At 73.4% G+C, this 16,872-nt stretch carries 17 protein-coding genes; 7 read left to right on the top strand and 10 right to left on the bottom strand.

Going from position 1 to position 16,872, the window contains the following annotated elements; translation table 11 throughout:
* Positions 1–11: 11 nt before the first annotated feature.
* Positions 12–437 (bottom strand): ACT domain-containing protein, encoded by a 426-nt coding sequence (locus ACFVXG_RS15975; protein ID WP_387927942.1) that lies wholly within the window; start codon positions 435–437, stop codon positions 12–14.
* Positions 438–604: 167 nt separating this feature from the next.
* Between ACFVXG_RS15975 and ACFVXG_RS15970 the strand changes: the two genes are divergently transcribed.
* A complete protein-coding gene (locus tag ACFVXG_RS15970; protein ID WP_387927940.1) occupies positions 605–1,282 on the top strand; it encodes a PadR family transcriptional regulator in 678 nt (225 codons plus the stop codon).
* Positions 1,283–1,348: 66 nt separating this feature from the next.
* Here ACFVXG_RS15970 and ACFVXG_RS15965 read toward each other — a convergent pair whose 3' ends face one another.
* Both ACFVXG_RS15965 and ACFVXG_RS15960 read right to left on the bottom strand, forming a co-directional pair.
* Positions 1,349–1,558, bottom strand: coding sequence for a hypothetical protein (locus tag ACFVXG_RS15965; protein ID WP_387927939.1), 210 nt, complete (start codon positions 1,556–1,558; stop codon positions 1,349–1,351).
* Positions 1,559–1,598: 40 nt separating this feature from the next.
* Complete coding sequence (locus ACFVXG_RS15960; protein WP_387927937.1) at positions 1,599–1,874, bottom strand: hypothetical protein; 276 nt, start codon at positions 1,872–1,874, stop codon at positions 1,599–1,601.
* A 448-nt stretch (positions 1,875–2,322) separates the two neighbouring features.
* Between ACFVXG_RS15960 and ACFVXG_RS15955 the strand changes: the two genes are divergently transcribed.
* Positions 2,323–3,021 carry a bifunctional DNA primase/polymerase gene (locus tag ACFVXG_RS15955; RefSeq protein ID WP_387927935.1) on the top strand — a complete coding sequence of 233 codons (699 nt, stop codon included), beginning with the start codon at positions 2,323–2,325 and terminating at the stop codon, positions 3,019–3,021.
* Between the two features lie 70 nt (positions 3,022–3,091).
* Here ACFVXG_RS15955 and map read toward each other — a convergent pair whose 3' ends face one another.
* Entirely contained in the window at positions 3,092–3,937 is an 846-nt protein-coding gene (gene map / locus ACFVXG_RS15950; protein WP_350504627.1) for a type I methionyl aminopeptidase, read from the bottom strand.
* Positions 3,938–4,054: 117 nt separating this feature from the next.
* Between map and ACFVXG_RS15945 the strand changes: the two genes are divergently transcribed.
* The gene (locus ACFVXG_RS15945; protein ID WP_387927933.1) at positions 4,055–4,285 is read left to right on the top strand and encodes a hypothetical protein; all 231 of its coding nucleotides are present in this window, start codon (positions 4,055–4,057) and stop codon (positions 4,283–4,285) included.
* Between the two features lie 22 nt (positions 4,286–4,307).
* Here the strand turns inward: ACFVXG_RS15945 and ACFVXG_RS15940 are convergent, their stop codons facing one another.
* Together ACFVXG_RS15940 and ACFVXG_RS15935 are read right to left on the bottom strand one after the other, a co-directional pair.
* Entirely contained in the window at positions 4,308–5,636 is a 1,329-nt protein-coding gene (locus ACFVXG_RS15940) for an MFS transporter (protein ID WP_387927931.1), read from the bottom strand.
* Positions 5,637–5,682: 46 nt separating this feature from the next.
* Positions 5,683–6,324, bottom strand: coding sequence for a hypothetical protein (locus ACFVXG_RS15935; protein WP_387927930.1), 642 nt, complete (start codon positions 6,322–6,324; stop codon positions 5,683–5,685).
* A 47-nt stretch (positions 6,325–6,371) separates the two neighbouring features.
* Between ACFVXG_RS15935 and npdG the strand changes: the two genes are divergently transcribed.
* Positions 6,372–7,064 (top strand): NADPH-dependent F420 reductase, encoded by a 693-nt coding sequence (npdG, locus tag ACFVXG_RS15930; protein WP_387927928.1) that lies wholly within the window; start codon positions 6,372–6,374, stop codon positions 7,062–7,064.
* Positions 7,065–7,177: 113 nt separating this feature from the next.
* The gene (locus ACFVXG_RS15925; protein WP_387927927.1) at positions 7,178–7,369 is read left to right on the top strand and encodes a hypothetical protein; all 192 of its coding nucleotides are present in this window, start codon (positions 7,178–7,180) and stop codon (positions 7,367–7,369) included.
* A 3-nt stretch (positions 7,370–7,372) separates the two neighbouring features.
* On the opposite strand, the gene ACFVXG_RS15920 is transcribed toward ACFVXG_RS15925, so the two are convergent.
* Positions 7,373–8,188, bottom strand: a complete 816-nt coding sequence (locus tag ACFVXG_RS15920) for a site-2 protease family protein (protein ID WP_387927926.1) — start codon at positions 8,186–8,188, stop codon at positions 7,373–7,375.
* Between the two features lie 226 nt (positions 8,189–8,414).
* On the opposite strand from ACFVXG_RS15920, the gene ACFVXG_RS15915 reads away from it, so the two are divergent.
* The gene (locus tag ACFVXG_RS15915) at positions 8,415–11,801 is read left to right on the top strand and encodes a BTAD domain-containing putative transcriptional regulator (RefSeq protein ID WP_387927924.1); all 3,387 of its coding nucleotides are present in this window, start codon (positions 8,415–8,417) and stop codon (positions 11,799–11,801) included.
* 151 nt (positions 11,802–11,952) lie between these two features.
* Here ACFVXG_RS15915 and ACFVXG_RS15910 read toward each other — a convergent pair whose 3' ends face one another.
* The 3 genes from ACFVXG_RS15910 to panB all read right to left on the bottom strand — a co-directional run bounded on the left by ACFVXG_RS15910 (position 11,953) and on the right by panB (position 14,823).
* Positions 11,953–12,777: an ABC transporter permease gene (locus tag ACFVXG_RS15910; RefSeq protein WP_387927922.1), complete on the bottom strand. Its 825-nt coding sequence runs from the start codon at positions 12,775–12,777 to the stop codon at positions 11,953–11,955.
* Positions 12,774–13,799, bottom strand: a complete 1,026-nt coding sequence (locus ACFVXG_RS15905) for an ATP-binding cassette domain-containing protein (RefSeq protein WP_387927920.1) — start codon at positions 13,797–13,799, stop codon at positions 12,774–12,776. Before ACFVXG_RS15905 ends, ACFVXG_RS15910 begins: the two co-directional genes overlap by 4 nt.
* A 154-nt stretch (positions 13,800–13,953) precedes the next feature.
* Positions 13,954–14,823 (bottom strand): 3-methyl-2-oxobutanoate hydroxymethyltransferase, encoded by an 870-nt coding sequence (gene panB / locus ACFVXG_RS15900; RefSeq protein WP_387927918.1) that lies wholly within the window; start codon positions 14,821–14,823, stop codon positions 13,954–13,956.
* A gap of 277 nt (positions 14,824–15,100) precedes the next feature.
* Between panB and ACFVXG_RS15895 the strand changes: the two genes are divergently transcribed.
* A complete protein-coding gene (locus tag ACFVXG_RS15895) occupies positions 15,101–16,744 on the top strand; it encodes an MFS transporter (RefSeq protein ID WP_387927916.1) in 1,644 nt (547 codons plus the stop codon).
* Positions 16,745–16,872 lie beyond the last annotated feature (128 nt).

Genomic DNA, 16,872 nt, shown 5'->3' with positions numbered 1-16,872 from the left:
CGGCGGGGCGGTCAGGCCGAGCCGGAGGAGTCGGCGGAGTCGGCGGAGTCGGCCGAGAGCTGCTCCAGGGCCTGGACGGCGCGGTCGGCGTCGTCGGCGGCGACGAACAGGTGGTCGTGGTGGAAGCCGGCCACCACGTTGCAGCTGATGCCCTGTTCGGCGAGCCGCCCGGCGACGGCCGCGGTCAGTCCGACGGCCTCCAGCGCGGAGTGGATCTGCAGGGTGATCCAGGCGGCCACGTACTCGTAGCGCAGTCCGAGCGCGTCGGCCTCGTCCTGGGTGACCACCACCGTCACCCCTTCGGGCTCGGCGACCGTCACCACCGGCCGCATCCCGGCGGGCACCTTCGCGGGGAGCGTGCAGTAGACGTACCGCCCCGGGTTGAGCTGCGGGCGCATCCCGCGCAGCAGGGTCGCAAGGTCTCGTTCACCGGACATGCCCGTCACCGTATCCGTTCGCCCCGGGCCCGTGCGGTCTGTCGCAACCGTGTCGGAACCGTATCGGGATCCGTTGACGAGCGACAGTCACCGATATATCGTCGAACTATCGAGACAGTGACTCGACTGTCTCGGAAACGAGGTGAAACCTCAAGGAGGTGGGCGCCATGCGCTCAGGAATGCGATTTCGCGCGGAGGGCCCGCGCGGCGGTGGACGCCGCCGCGGGCCGGGTCCGGAGTTCCGGGGGATGCCCGGGGAGGAGTTCGACGGTCGGGCGGCCTTCGGCGGCTTCGGCCCGCCGTTCGGCGGCGGCGGCCCCGGCCGGTCGCCGGGCAGCCCGTTCGGGCACGGCTTCGGCGGCCACGGCGGCCGGCGCGGCGGGCCGCACGGGCGGCGCGGCGGCCGGGCCCGGCGCGGCGACGTCCGGGCCTCGCTGCTGGCCCTGCTCAAGGAGCGGCCGATGCACGGCTACGAGATGATCGCCGAGATCACCGAACGGACCAACGGGGCCTGGCGGCCCAGCCCCGGCTCGATCTACCCGAACCTCCAACTGCTGGAGGAGGAGGGCCTGATCACGGCGGAGGAGGTCGGCGGCAAGCGGCTGGTCTCGCTCACCGAGAAGGGCCGCGCCGAGGCCGAGGCCGGTCCCGCGGAGCCGTGGGCCGAAGCCGGCCGGGAGGTCGACTGGGAGGCCGTCCAGGAGGTCGGCCAGGCGCTCGCCGCCGTCGACCAGGCGGTCCAGCAGGTCATGCGGACGGGCACCGAGGCGCAGCGCGCCAAGGGCCTGGCGGTGCTGACCGAGACCCGCAAGAAGCTCTACCTCATCCTCGCCGAGGATGACTGACCGGTGCGGGGGACCGGTCACGGCGACAGCCGGTGACACGGCCGGTGACACGGGCGGTGCCGCTGCTCAGGGACGGACCACGAACAGGCCCGCACAGGCGAGCAGCAGCACCGCCCAGCCGAACCAGAGCCAGCCGTCGGGGCCGATCGTCACGCTGTAGAGGCAGACCACCAGCAGCAGGGCACCCGTCACCCAGGCGACCTGCCGGTTGTGGTGCGCGGCCGCCTGCGCGCGGCTCCTGCCGTGCCGTACGGGGCGCCGAACCGTCCTGGCCATGCCGACCTCCCGGGGAGGGCGAAGGGGAACGGGCGGCCGGTCAGTCCGAGGGCCCGGTGGGCTCTGCGGGCCCGGAGAGCTCGGTAGGCCTGGTGGACCCCGTGGAGGCCGCCTCGTCGTACTCGTAGCGCCAGAACCAGCTCAGCCCCCGCACCTGCTTGCTCCGGACGTACACCAGTGTGCGCGCGGGGGAGTCACCCTGCGCGGGGACGGGGACCTTGTACTTCTTGGGCACGCCGAGCATCGGCCCCAGCGGGATCGGGAGGACCGTCCCGTCCAGGGGCCCGCCGACGAATTCGGTGTCCGCGCTCTTCACCCCTCCAGGGTCTCACCTCCACGCGCTGACCACGGCGGGAGCACCCGGGGGCGGAGACCCGGTGGCGACGGAGTGCCCGGAGTGTGGCCCGCGTGCCCGGAGTGTGACCGGAGAGGCACCGCCCCCGGTCATTCGGAGGCCCCGCGCACCCTTATCCTTCCTGTTACGCCCTCGGGGTTCACCCCGGGCCAGCGGGCCCCGTACGGGCCGGGCGAGGCGCGAGTCAGCGTGCCCTCCGGCCGTCACCGGCGCGGACAGCGTGCTGCCGCGACAGGCGTACCGAGACCCGGGCGTCGGTCGTCCGGTGACCCCGGCCGCGGTCGGCGGGGCGCGGACAGCAGGGCCGAGCACCGTCCCGGGAAGCAGCGGGGGGCGCCGCGCGTTGCGTCGGAGTGGTACGTCGAACGCTGTGTCGCACCAGGCACGGCAGTTGCGCGGAAGGGGCCCGATGGAAGCCGGCAGCAGGTGGACGACCTGGTGGCAGAAGCGTGACCGAGAGCGGGCCCGCCCGGGAGGCGCGGACCCGGCCGCCAGACTGGATCAGCTGCTCGGCGCGGTGCGCGCCGGATTCCCCCTCGCACCCGCCGCCCACCCGGCCGGCTACCGGTGCTCCTGTGACCGGGTGGCCTGTCCGGCCCCGGCCCGGCACCCCGTCTCCTTCGCCTGGCAGACCCAGGCCACCACCGACCCCGACCAGCTCTCCCGCTGGCTCTCCCGCGACCCCCAGGCCAACTTCGTCACCGCCACCGGGCGGGTGCACGACGTGCTGGACGTCCCCGCCGAGGCCGGCCGGCTCGCCCTGGAGCGGCTGACCGCCCTGGGCGTCGAAGGCCCGGTCGCCGCCGTCGGCGAGGACCGCTACCTGTTCTTCACCGCCACCCGGGGCACCCCCCAGGACGAGGACGAGTGGTGGGACAGCGCCCTCGACTCCACCCCGGACACCGTGTCCGAGCACCCCGGCCTGCGCTGGCACTGCCGCGGCTCCTACACCCTGCTCCCGCCGGCCGCACTGCCGGACGGCTCCGAGGTGCGGTGGCTGCGCGGGCCCGAACTGCCGCTCCCGGACCCGCTGCGCGTCCTGGACGTGCTCACCGACGCCTGCACCGAGGTGGGCGCCGTCGCCGAGGAGCAGTGGCTCATCGGCTAGAAGCCGTTACTCGCCCGCTCGGCACCGGCGCGCCCCTTCGGCTCGGGGCGCGCCGGTGCCGGCGGCGGGGCTACGGCAGGGTGAGGATCTCCGCGCCGTCCGCCGTGACCACCAGGGTGTGCTCGAACTGGGCGGTGCGCTTGCGGTCCTTGGTGACGACCGTCCAGCCGTCCGGCCAGATCTCGTAGTCGTAGGTGCCCAGGGTGAGCATCGGCTCGATGGTGAACGTCATGCCGGGCTTGATGACCTCGGTGGCCCGCTCGCTGTCGTAGTGCGGGACGATCAGGCCGGAGTGGAACGACGTGTTGATGCCGTGTCCGGTGAAGTCCCGCACCACGCCGTAGTCGAAGCGCTTGGCGTAGGACTCGATGACCCGTCCGATGACGTTGATCTGACGGCCCGGCTTGACCGCCTTGATCGCCCGGTTCAGCGACTCCCGGGTGCGCTCGACCAGCAGCCGGGACTCCTCGTCCACGTCGCCGACCAGGTAGGTGGCGTTGAGGTCGCCGTGCACCCCGTGGATGTACGCGGTGGCGTCGATGTTGACGATGTCGCCGTCCTGCAGCACGGTCGAGTCCGGGATGCCGTGGCAGATCACCTCGTTGACGGAGGTGCAGACGGACTTGGGGAAGCCGCGGTAGCCGAGGTCGGACGGGTAGGCGCCGTGGTCGCACATGTACTCGTGGGCGACGACGTCCAGCGCGTCGGTGGTGACGCCGGGGGCGATCAGCTTCGCCGCCTCCTCCATCGCCCGGGCCGCGATCCCGCCCGCGATCCGCATCTTCTCGATCGTCTCGGCGGTCTGCACCTCGGGCCCGGTGTACGGCGTCGGAGCGGGCTTCCCGACGTACTCGGGGCGCGCGATGTGCGCCGGGACCTTGCGGGTGGGGGACTGGATGCCGGGTACGAGAGCCATGGCGGCGAGTCTAGTCGCCGCCCCCGCCGCCGCCCGGCGGTTCCCGCGCGGTGTGCACGGCGGCCCCGCCCGGGGAATGATCTGTACCGACCCGCTACCTCTGGACGGGAGAGCGCCATGCCCCTGGGATTCCACCGCAAGCCGACCGGCAAGCCCGGCGAGTGGTTCTACTGCATCAAGCACGCCAAGGTCGAGGAGGGCCCGGAGTGCCCCGCCAAGGACCGCCTCGGCCCCTACGCCACCCCCGACGAGGCCGCCCACGCCCTCCAGCTCGCCGACGAGCGCAACCGCGAGTGGCAGGGCGACCCGCGCTGGAGCGACCGCCCGAAGGACGAGGGCCCCGAGTGACCGCTCGGGCGCCGGGCTGGGGTCAGGCCGGGGTGGGGGATTCGCGGGTGGTGCGTTCGTGTTCGGCGCGGACGGCGGCGGTGTGGGGGTCGGTGCGGTCGTCGTAGGCGAGCAGTCGGGGGAGGGCGGCGGCGACCGCGAGGACGGCGGCGACGCAGGCCAGGCCGCCGGTCCAGACGGCGGCGCGCACGCCGATCAGGCCCGCCATGGTGCCGGCCCGGACCTGGCCCAGCTGGGGGCCGACGGAGTAGCTGAGCAGCTCGACGCCGGCCATCCGGCCGCGGACCTCGTCCGGGATGGACTGGTTCCACATGGTGGAGCGGGCGAGTCCGCTGATCTCGTCGGCGCCGCCGGCCAGGGCCAGCCCGAACAGCACCAGCCAGACGCTCCCGGCCAGTCCGGCCAGCGCCATGGCCGCGCCCCAGCCGACCGCGGCGGCCACCAGCAGTCGGCCGTGCCGGTGGATCCGGGACGTCCAGCCGCTGGTCGCGCCGACCAGCAGGGCGCCGACGGCGGAGGCCGCGTACATCGGGCCGAGTGCCCAGTCCGCGCCCAAGTCCGAGGCCAGGAACGGGAAGACGGCCACCGGGAAGGCGAACAGCATGGCGCAGAGGTCGATCGCGTAGGTGCCGAGCAGGTCCTTGCGGCTCCACGCGTACCGCACCCCGGTGAGCACCGCCCGTACGGACGGGCGTTCGGCGCCGGTGGGCGGCGGCACCGCCTTGATCCGGACGAGCAGCAGCAGCGAGACGGCGAAGGTCAGCACGTCCAGCGCGTAGGCGGTCTGCACCCCGGAGAAGGCCACCACGACGCCGGCCAGCGCCGGCCCGGCCACCGAAGCGACGTTGTGGTACAGCGACTTGAGGGCGAAGGCGGCCGTCAGGTGCTGGTGCGCGACGATCCGCGGCAGCAGCGAGTCCAGGGCGGGCCGCTGGAGGCCGTCGCAGGCCGCGACCAGCGCGGCGACCAGGTAGACCGGCCAGAGCACCGGGTGCGGCAGCAGCGCGTTGAGCAGCAGCAGTCCGGCCAGCAGGCCGAGCGCGGCCTCGGAGCGCAGCACCAGCTTGCGGCGGTCGAGGGCGTCGGCGAGGGCGCCGCCCCAGAGGCCGAAGACGATCAGCGGGACGAGTTCGACGGCGCCGATCAGGCCGACCGCGAAGGAGGAGTCGGTGAGCTCCTTGATCTGCATCGGCACGGCGACGTACGTGAGGAAGCTGCCGAAGCTGGTGACGCAGCCGCTCGTCCAGAGGTAGCGGAAGTCGCGGGAGGCGCGCCACGGTGTCAGGTCGGGCGTCAGCGAGCGCAGCAGCGCGCGTGGCCGACCGGTATGAGGTGGTTCGTCGTCGTTCACGAACCACCATCCTGGGACGGCCGGTTCGCCCGTCGCAACGGGTTTTTCACCAGCGGCTGAGCGGCGGCGCGGAGGTCAGCCGCCCGGCGAGGTCGGCCAGCCGGCCCAGGGCGGAGCGGCGGCCGAGCGGCTGCCCGGCGGCGGCGCTGACCAGGTGCTGGGCGAGGTCGAAGGGCTCCTCGGCGGCGGTGCCGACGGCGAGGCGCTCGTGCGCGAGGCCGGCGAGGTCGCCCAAGCCACCGTGGCCTGCGAGGCCGCCGCGGGCGGCCGACGTGGTGGGGTCGGCGCCGTCCAGGGCCAGCACGGTCGCGCCGCGCCGGCGGGCGTCCTGCACCCGTTCCAGCAGCGGGGCGCCGGCCGCCCCCGGGGCCACCACCAGCACGGTGGCCCCCCGCCCGGCCCCGGTGAGCCGCCGCAGGCCATGGGCCAGGTGGGCCGGGGCGGCGGCGGGCGGTGCGTGCCGCAGCAGGGTGGGCGCCAGCCGGGGGACGGCCGACCAGGCGGCCTCGTCCTCCAGGTGGGCGGCCAGGTGCCAGGGTTCGTACGCCTCGGTGCCGACCAGCAGCAGCTCACCGGCCCCGCGGCGTTCCACCGAGCGCCGCAGCGAGCCCGCGAAGCCGCCGACCGCCTCCAACCAGCCGGTGCCCGTGAGTCGTTCACGAAGTGCCGAAACTCTCACTGCGTCCATGCGGGCCAGGATGTCGCGCCGGGCCGCCGATTTGGGAAGATCAGCCCATGACTTCCCTCGATTCAGCGACAAACCCGGCCCACGAGCTGCCGGACGTCTCGCAGTTGGTGGTCGGTGTCCTCGGCGGCACCGGCGACCAGGGGCGTGGGCTGGCCCTGCGCCTGGCCAAGGCCGGCCAGCAGGTGATCATCGGCTCCCGCGACGCCGCCCGGGCCGAGGCCTCGGCCGCCGAGCTGGGCCTCGGCGTGCGCGGCGCCGACAACGCCACCGTCGCCCGGGAGAGCGACGTGGTGATCGTCGCGGTCCCGTGGGACGGCCACGCCGCCACCCTGACGGCGCTGCGTGAGGAACTCGCCGGAAAGATCGTCGTCGACTGCGTCAACCCGCTCGGCTTCGACAAGCAGGGCGCCTACGCGCTCAAGCCGGAGGAGGGCAGCGCCGCCCAGCAGGCCGCCGCGCTGCTGCCGGACTCCCGGGTCACCGCCGCCTTCCACCACCTCTCGGCGGTGCTGCTGCAGGACGAGTCGGTGGAGCGGATCGACACCGACGTCATGGTGCTCGGCGACGAGCGGGCCGCCACCGACATCGTGCAGGCGCTGGCGGGGCTGATCCCCGGCATGCGCGGCATCTTCGCGGGCCGGCTGCGCAACGCCCACCAGGTGGAGGCGCTGGTGGCCAACCTGATCTCGGTCAACCGCCGCTACAAGGCCCACGCGGGCCTGCGGATCACCGACGTGTAGGAAGTCACGGGTCGTGTCGACCTCACCCCTGGACGGGTCCGGAGGTGAGGTCGGCGACAATGGGTGGCGGCCGTCGTCCGGCCGTCCGTACCCGGTCCTAGGAGCTTCGCCCCATGCCTCGCACGTCCCTGTTCGCCCTGCTCGTCGTCGTCCTCGCGCTGGCGGCCGCCGTGGTCTCGATGGTCGAGGGCTTCTGGATCGGGTTGATCTGGCTCCCGCTGGCCGGTGTGGCGAGCAATGTGCTCTGGCTGAACCGGCGCAAGGCGAAGATCGCCGAGGCGGCGGCCGCCGAGCAGCAGGGCTGAGTCCTAGTTCTTCCAGAAGCTGAACAGGTACCGGCCGAGCGTCGCGTAGTTCTGGTCCACGCCGAAGAGGCCCATCAGGTCGTGGACGATCCCGAAGAAGAACGAGTTCACCTCGGGCTGCCACAGCAGCGCGAACACCGCGAGCATCCCGTACGGCGCGAACGGCTCGACCGCGCGCCGGGTCCGGTAGGACAGCCACGGCTCGACGATCCCGTAGCCGTCCAGACCGGGAATCGGCAGCAGGTTCAGCACCGCCGCGCTGAGCTGGAGGAAGCCCAGGAAGCCCAGGGCGCCGGAGAATGGCGAGTAGGACAGCTCGTAGCCGTTCCAGACCGCGTGCACCGTCGGGTCGTCCAGCCAGCCCGCGCCGATCGGGACCAGCAGCGCCGCCGCGATCACCAGGTTCACCAGCGGCCCGGCCGCCGAGATCAGGCTGTGCTTGAGCCGGCCCTGGATCCGGCTGCGCTCGATCCAGACCGAGCCGCCGGGCAGGCCGATGCCGCCGAGGATCACGAAGACGATCGGCAGTACGAAGCTGAGCAGCACGTTGGCGTACTTCAGCGGGTTGAGCGTGAGGTAGCCCTTGGCGCCGACGGTGATGTCGCCGCCGTGCAGGGCGGTGCGCGCGTGGGCGTACTCGTGCAGGCAGAGCGAGACCATCCAGCCGGACACCACGAACAGGAACACCCCGAACGAGGCGTTGCCGAAGCCCGAGTACACCGCCCAGCCGGAGGTGCCGAGGGTGGCGAGCAGCACCCAGAACACCGGGCTGATCCGGCGGTCCTCGCTGCGGGAGCGCGGCGTGGCGGCGAAGGTCATCTGTGGGTGCTCCGTGGACAGAGGGATGGCGGATACCGGCAGGAACCGATCATGCCGGGCGGGCCGGTGGCCGGACAAGCCGCCCAGGGTGAACGTCCGAGGGGAGCTGTCCGGTTCCGCCGGAGCCGAGGGCGGGGGGAGTGGTCGGGGAGGGGCCGGGCAGGGGCCGGGGAAGGGCCAGCACAATTGTGCGCCCGGGTGCCCGTTCATCGACCAGAATGGACCGGTGCACTACGGCATCCTCGGTACCACCACGGCCCACCACGACGACGGCACGCCGGTCCCGCTCGGCGGTGCCAGGCTGCGGGCGCTGCTCACCGCGCTGGCCCTGCGCCAGGGGCGGCCGGTCCCGGCCGACCTGCTGGTGGACGAGGTGTGGGAGGCCGAGCCACCGCAGGACTCCTCCGCCGCGCTGCAGACCCTGGTCGGCCGGCTGCGCCGCACCATCGGCCGGGAGCGGGTCGGCTCCGGCCCGGCCGGGTACTGGCTGGCCGACCCGGCCACCGACCTCGCCGACTTCCAGCGGCTGAGCGCCGAGGGCCGCCACGCCCTCGACGCCGGCGACGACGCCCTGGCCGCCGAGCGACTGCGCGCCGCCCTGGCGCTGTGGCGCGGCCCCGCCCTGGCCGACCTGCCCGACCGCGCCGCCGCGGCCGCCCGGCTGGAGGCCCAGCGGGACGAGGCCCGCCGGCACCGGATCACCGCGGACCTCGGCCTCGGCCGGGCCGCCGAGCTGGTCGCCGAACTCGCCGAGCTGTGCGAACGGCAGCCGCTGGACGAGCCCCTCCAACTGCTGATGCTGCGGGCCCTGCACGGGAGCGGCCGCACCGCCGAGGCGCTGCGCCACTACGAGCGCACCAGGCGCGCCCTGGCGGACGAGCTCGGAGTCGACCCCGGTCGCCAACTCCAGTCCTGCTACGGCGAGTTGCTCACATCGGCGGAACCGCCCCCAGCCGCCGCCCGGCCCGCGCCTGCCCCCGCGTCCGCCTCCGCGCCCGCCTCCGCGCCTGCCCCCGCCCCCGCGTCCCAACTCCCGCGCGTCACCGGCAACCTGCGCGGCCGGCTGACCAGCTTCGTCGGCCGGGACGCCGATCTCACCGCCCTGCGCGCCCTGGTGACGGAGCACCGGCTCGTCACCCTGACCGGCCCGGGCGGTTCCGGCAAGACCCGGCTGTCGGTCGAGGCCGGCCGCGCCGAGCAATCCGCCGGGCACTGGCCGGACGGCGTCTGGCTGGCCGAACTCGCCCCGCTGGAGAGCCCGGAGGCCGTCCCCTCCGCCGTGGTCTCCGCGCTCGGCCTGCGCGAGATCGTGCTGCACAGCGCCAGCATGGTCACCGAGGTGATGGAGAAGCGCGCCGAGGACCCCGTGCGCCGACTGGTCGAGCACTGCGGTCCCCGCCGGATGCTGCTCGTCCTGGACAACTGCGAGCACCTGATCCAGGCCGCCGCCGACTTGGTCGACGCCCTGCTCGCCGAGTGCCCGGGGCTGACGGTGCTCGCCACCAGCCGGGAGCCGCTCGGCGTGCCCGGCGAGATAGCCCTGCCGGTCGAGCCGCTGCCCGACCCGGTGGCGCTGCGGCTGCTCGCCGAGCGGGCCGCCGCCGCCCGCCCCGGCTTCGACCCGCAGAGCGACCCGGAGGCCTGCGCCGAGATCTGCCGCCGCCTGGACGGCCTGCCGCTGGCCATCGAACTCGCCGCCGCCCGGCTGCGGGTGATGACGGCCCGCCAGATCGCCGACCGGCTGGACGGCCGCTTCGCCCTGCTCACCGCCGGCAGCCGCACCGTGCTGCCGCGCCAGCAGACCCTGCGCGCGGTGGTCGACTGGAGCTGGGACCTGCTGGGCAAGCGGGAACGGGCGGTGCTGCGCCGGCTCTCGGTGTTCGCGGGCGGCTGGCAGCTGGAGGACGCCGAGGCGGTCTGCGCCGACGGTACCGAGGTGGTCGGCCCGGAGGTCGCCGACCTGCTGCTCTCGCTGGTCGACAAGTCCCTGCTGGTGGCCGACCTGGCGGACGACGGCGGCCAGCCGCGCTACCGGATGCTGGAGACCATCCACGAGTACGCCACCGAGCGCCTGGCCGGGTCCGCCGCCGAGCGGGACGCCACCGGCGCCCGCCACCTGGCGCACTTCCGCGCGCTGGTCGCCACCGCCGACCTGAACGTCCACGGCCCGCAGCAGCTGCACTGGCTGAACGTGCTGGAGCGCGAGCAGGACAACATCCGGGCCGCGCTGCGCCGCGCGATCGATCTCGCGGACGAGGAGCAGGCGCTGGTCCTGGGCGTCGGCATGGGCTGGTACTGGTCGCTGCGCGGCTACAGCATGGAGGCCCGCGGCTGGTACAACGCGATCGCCGCGCTCGGCCCGGACCCGTTCGCCCCGGACGCCCCGCCGCCGGTGCCGCTGGAGCGCAACGTGCTCGAGTACGGCGTGCCGATGCCCGCGGGGGTGGTCGAGGAGGCCCGCCGACTGGCCGCGATGTTCCGGCTGATCGGGATGTTCGAGGGGAACCTCGACGTGCTCGGCGACAAGGACGCGGTCAGGATCGCGGAGCAGCTGCTGGACAGCTACACCCCGGAGCTGCCGCAGGGCTACCGGTTCCCGGCGCTGATGCGGGTGTTCGGTGCTTTCCTGGCCGGCCGCCTGGAGCTGATGAAGCAGCTGATGGACGACGCGGTCCGCGGCTGCGAGCTGCACGGCGATCCGAGCGACCTGGCGTTCGCCCTGCAGGTCCGGGCCAGGATGCTGAACGACTGGCCGGAGGGCGAGGAGCAGAGCATCCGGGACGGCCAGCGCTCCCTGGAGCTGTTCGAGCAGGCCGGCGACCTCTGGGGGGTGTCCCAGGCGCTGTCGGCCCGCGGTGAGTCGCTGGCGAACCGGGGCGACGCCGTGGGCGCGGTCGCCGCGTACGAGCGGGCGATCGCGCTGGCCGAGGAGCTGGGCGCGCCGCACGAGGTGCCGATGCTGCAGGTGAACCTCGGCAGCGCCCTGCTGGAGTACGACCAGGAGCGCGGCGAGCGGATGATCCGGTCGGCGCTGGCCGCCATCGAGGGCACCGGCCTCAACCAGTCCACCACCGGCGCCCTGCTGTTCGGCCACCTGACGCTCAGCGCCCTGCACGCCCATCGCGGCGAGTTCGAGGAGGCCAAGGCGGCGCTGTCGGAGCTCGACGGGATCAGTTCGGGCGGTTTCGTCCCCGGCGTCGTCGGCGGGCTGCTGCTGTGCTCCCGGGGCTGGATCACGGCCCGGGCCGGGGCTCCGGAGGAGGGGCACGCCCTGCTGCGCGAGGGCCGTCGGCTGCTGATCTCGGTGACGGCCGCGAGCGGTTTCGCCGAGCAGATGACGGTCATGGTGGTGCCGGCCGTGGCCGGGATGTTGGTGGCCTACGTGGAGCGGGACGGCGACCTGGAGCGGGCCCGACAGGCGGCGGTGCTGATCGGTGCGCACAAGCAGCTGAACGGCCCGAAGGGCGGTTTCCTGGACCGGGTGGAGCGCGAGCGGTCGGCGGCCGTCGTGCGGGAGCTGCTGGGCGAGGCCGAGTACGAAGCGGCGCACGGCTCCGGCAGCGGGATGACGCAGCAGCAGACCCAGGAGCTACTGGAGGAGCTGATCGGCTGAGCGGCCGGCTGGGCGGTCGATCCGTGGAGCGGTCGGCCGGGCCGTCGGCTGAGCGGCCGCCGGCCGGTGCCCGTCCCCTGGTCACCGGCTGAACGGCCGCTCGCCGTCCGGCGGCCCGTCCACGGCCGCCGGGCCCTCGCCACCGGCTCGCTCAGGTCCGCTTGCGGAAGCGGGCCACCGCGAGCGGGGCGAAGATCGCGGTCGAGGCGGCGGACCAGATCAGCACGATCATCACCGGGTGGGCCACCGCCCCCTCACCGTTGAGCAGTGCCCGGGAGGCGTCGGCCAGCGCGGACAGCGGGTTGACCTTGGTGAAGGCCTGGAGCCAGCCCGGCATGGTGCTGGTCGGCGCGAAGATCGAGCTGCCGAACTGCATCGGCATCAGGACCAGCATGGAGACGCCCTGGACGGCCTGGGCGCTGCGCAGCGACATGCCCAGCAGCATCGAGATCCAGACGATCGACATGCCGAACACCAGCGACAGGCCGATCGCGGCCAGCAGCTCCGGGACGCCGGTCTTCAGCTCGAAGCCGAGGATGAAGGCGAAGGTCAGCAGGATGAGGGAGGAGAGCAGCGCCCGCAGCGTCTCCGCCACGATCTTGGCGAGCAGGACGGACGCCCGGCCGATCGGCAGGGTGCGGAAGCGGTCCATCACCCCGGTCTGGAAGTCGGTGTTCAGGCCGGTGCCGACGGCCAGCGCCAGCGTCATGCCGGTCTGTCCGAGCAGTCCGGGGATCATGAACTGCTTGTAGTGGTCCTGGTCCCCGGCGAAGATGGCGCCGCCGAAGACGTAGACGAACAGCACGGTGAAGACGATCGGCATCAGCACGGCGTCGAACATCGACTCCGGGTCGGCCTTGATCCGCATCAGGTTGCGGCGGGTCAGCGCGCCGATGTGGCGCAGGGTGGCGGCCGGGCCGATCCGGGTCTCGTCGGTGTCCGCGGCCCGGGCGGGGGCGAGCGTGGCGGTGGTCATGCGACGGGCTCCTTGACGAGGTCGGCGGCGGGCGCGGTGGCCGCGTCGGCGGTGGGCTTGCCGGTGATGGCGAGGAAGACCTCGTCCAGGCTGGGCACCTTGGTGTCGATGCCGGCGATCGCGAAGCCGCGCCCGCCGAGCACCCCGATCACGGCGGTGAGCTGCTCCTCGTCGACGAGCGGCACCGCGAGCAGGCCGTCGTCGGGGGAGAAGGTGGCGGAGGTGATCCCGTTCTCGTGCAGGCAGCGGGCCATCTCCGGCAGCTCGGCCGGGTGGGCGGGGCGGACCTGGAGGATCTGGCCGCCGACCTTGGCCTTGAGCTCGGCGACGCCGCCGTTGGCGATCACCTTGCCCCGGTCGATGACGGTCAGCTCCTGGGCGAGCTGCTCGGCCTCCTCCATGTACTGGGTGGTCAGCAGCACGGTGCTGCCCTCGGCGACCATCCGCTGCACCTCGTCCCAGACCTCGTTGCGGGTGCGCGGGTCCAGGCCGGTGGTGGGCTCGTCCAGGTAGAGCACCCGGGGGCGGCCCATCATGCTGGCGGCGAGGTCGAGGCGGCGGCGCATGCCGCCGGAGTAGGTCTTGGCGGTCCGCTTGGCGGCCTCGGTGAGCGAGAAGCGCTCCAGCAGCTCGGTGGCCCGGGCCTTGGATTCGCGGGCGGAGAGGTCGAGCAGCCGGCCGATCAGGTAGAGGTTCTCGTAGCCGGAGAGCAGCTCGTCCACGGAGGCGTACTGGCCGGTCAGGCCGATGGTGCGGCGCAGCTGCTTGGGCTGGCGCAGGACGTCGTAGCCGCCGACGAACGCGGTGCCCGCGTCCGGCTTGATCAGCGTGGAGAGCACCCGTACCAGGGTGGTCTTGCCGGCGCCGTTGGGGCCGAGCAGGGCGAGGACGGTGCCTTCGCGGACGGTGAGGTCGACGCCGTCCAGGGCCTTGGTGGTGCCGAAGCGCTTGACGATGCCGTGGACCTCGACGGCGTTCCCGGCTGTTCCCCGCGTGTTCGGGGCGGTCGCGATTCCTGTCATGCCCCCAGGTTGTCCGCCCCGGCTGTCAGCCCCCTGTCGCGCGCCCGCCCCCGCTGTCAGCCCGCTGTCACCGCCGTCCGGGCATGACTCCGGGCATGACAGCGCCCCTGCTCCGAGCGGCTCGGAGCAGGGGCGCGGCAGAGCGGGGGAGCCGTCAGTGGAAGCTGTGCTCCGCCGCCGGGAAGGCCCCGGTGCGGACCTCCTCGGCGAACTCGCGTGCGGCGTCGCCGAGGACGCCGCGCAGGTTCGCGTACTTCTTGACGAACTTGGGCACCCGGCCCGCCGTCATGCCGGCCATGTCGGTCCAGACCAGTACCTGGGCGTCGGTCTCCGGGCCGCCGCCGATGCCGACGGTCGGGATCGCCAGCTGCTCGGTGACCTGGGCGGCCAGCTCGGCCGGGACGGCCTCCAGCACCACGGAGAAGGCGCCGGCCTGCTGCACGGCCTTGGCGTCGCGGAGCAGCTGGTGGGCCGCCTCGTCGCCGCGGCCCTGGACCGGGTAGCCGCCGAAGGCGTGCACCGACTGCGGGGTGAGGCCGATGTGGGCCATCACCGGGATGCCGGCCTCGACCAGCAGCTCGATCGAGCGGGCGCTGCGCTCGCCGCCCTCCAGCTTGACCGCGCCGACCCCGGCCTCCTTCATCAGCCGGGCCGCGTTGTGCATGGCCTGCGCGGGGGACTCCTGGTAGGAGCCGAACGGCAGGTCGGCGACGATCATGGCGCGCTGGGTGCCGCGGACGACGGCGGCGCTGAGCATCACCATCTGATCCATGGTCACCGGCACGGTGGTCTCGTAGCCGAGGTGGCAGTTGCCGGCCGAGTCGCCGACGAGCAGGACGGGGATCCCGGCCTCGTCGAACACGCCCGCGGTGAGGGCGTCGTAGGCGGTGAGCATCGCCCACTTCTCGCCGCGCGGCTTGGCGGCGGCGAGGTCGCGGACGGTGACGCGGCGGTTGGTGACCCCGCCGTAGAGCGTGGCGGTCGACGCCTGGTTCTGGGCAGGCGAAGGCGAAGAAGCGTTCATCGAACGGGCTCCTGAAGGGTTGTCGTCTCGTGGCGCCGTACGGCGTCCCCGGATCACCTCCATGCTTGCACGCCCCGGCGTGAGCGCAAAGAGGGGTGCGGTCGGCGGCGTGCGATCCACGCCACACCGGCTTCCCGCGCCCGTCGGGCTTTGCCTCTTTTTTGCGAAACGGAGTCGTCTCGTATCGTATTGGCCGCTACTCTGGTCCGGGGGGTTACGAGACGTGAACGACTCGCAAATGCCCGCCAGTGCCACGCCAACACGGACGGGAAGACCAATGACCACCGCAGCCGCGCCACCCCGTGTGCCGGAAGCCATCCACCGCCGGCGCTGGGCGATCCTGAGCACCCTGGTGCTCGCCCTGCTCGTCGTCGTGCTCGACAACTCGATCCTCAACGTCGCGATGAAGACCATCGCGACCCCCGCCCCGGTCGGACTGGGTGCCACCCAGAGCGACCTGGAGTGGGCGATCAACTCGTACACCCTGGTGTTCGCCGGGCTGCTCTTCACCTCGGGCCTGCTCGGCGACCGCTTCGGCCGCAAGCGCGCCCTGCTGGCCGGGATGGTGGTCTTCGGCATCGCCTCGCTGCTGTCCTCGATGGCCGGCTCGCCCGGTGAACTCGTCGGCTACCGCGCCCTGATGGGCGTCGGCGGCGCGCTCGCGATGCCCGCCACGCTGGCCATCATCATGAACGTCTTCGAGCGCGAGGAGCAGCCCAAGGCGATCGGCATCTGGGCCGGCGCGGTCGGCCTGGCCATCGCCATCGGCCCGATCACCGGCGGTGTGCTGATCGAGCACTTCTGGTGGGGCTCGGTCTTCCTGGTCAACGTGCCGATCGTGATCGTCGCGGTGATCGCGATGGCCGTCCTGGTGCCCGAGTCCAAGGACCCGAACCCGGGCCGGATGGACCCGGTCGGCGTACTGCTGTCGATCATCGGCCTGGTCGCGCTGATCTACGGCATCATCAAGGGCGGCGAGCTGGCCGACTTCACCGCGTTCGAGGCCTGGGGCCCGACCCTGCTCGGCGTGCTCGCGCTGGTCGCCTTCGTCTGGTTCGAGCGCCGCACGCAGTTCCCCGCGCTGGACGTCACCTGGTTCCGCAACAAGGTGTTCAGCGCCTCGGTGGTGGTCGTCGCGGTGATCTTCTTCGCGCTGATGGGCGTCTCGTTCTTCGGCGTCTTCTACACCCAGAGCGTGCGCGGCTACAGCGCCCTCCAGGCCGGTCTGCTGATGCTCCCGCTGGCCGCCGCCCAACTGCTGTTCGCCCCCCGGGCCCGGCTGGTGGTCGACCGCCTCGGGGTCGCCGCCACGGCCGCGGGCGGCATGGTGCTGGTCGCGCTCGGCTTCGTCGGCTACACCGTGCTGACCGCGACCACCCCGATCTGGGTGCTGATCGTGCTCGGCCTGGTGATGGGCGCCGGCATGGCGCACGTCATGCCGCCGGTCACCGTCGCGATCATGGGCTCGCTGCCCCGCGAGAAGGCCGGGGCCGGCTCGGCCGTCAACAACACCTTCCGCCAGGTCGGCGGCTCGCTCGGGGTCGCCGTGCTCGGCGCGGTGCTCTCCAGCGTCTACCGCGACGGGATGACCGGCCCGCTGCACCAGCTGCCGCAGGCCGTGCAGGAGAAGGCCGGGGCGAACCTGGACCGGGCCGGCGAGTCGCTGGAGTCCACCCGGGCCTTCATCGAGCACGTCCCCGGAGGCCTGGCCGACGGGCTGATCGGCCCGGCGAACGACGCCTTCATCCACGCCATGCACGTGGTGGCCTCGCTCTCGGTCGGCATCTCGCTGATCGGCGCGCTGGTCGCCTGGTTCCTGCTCCCGCGCCGCGCCGCCGCCGGAGCCCCCGGCGCGCCCGGCGGCCCGGGCGGGCAGGTGCCCGGCCAGCAGGACCAGTCCCGGACGGCCGCGGCCGCCTGACCTGCGACGGCTGAGCGACAATGGCCCTGCCGGCCGGTGCGTCCGACCGGCAGGGCCTCGGTCCGGGCGGGGGCGACCCCTCCCCGGGCCGGACCGACGGATCCACCGCGGCGCCTGCGCGCCCGGAA

This window comes from Kitasatospora sp. NPDC058162, from assembly GCF_042884005.1.
Lineage (GTDB): Bacteria > Actinomycetota > Actinomycetes > Streptomycetales > Streptomycetaceae > Kitasatospora.
This window is presented reverse-complemented; position numbering and strand designations above follow the sequence as displayed.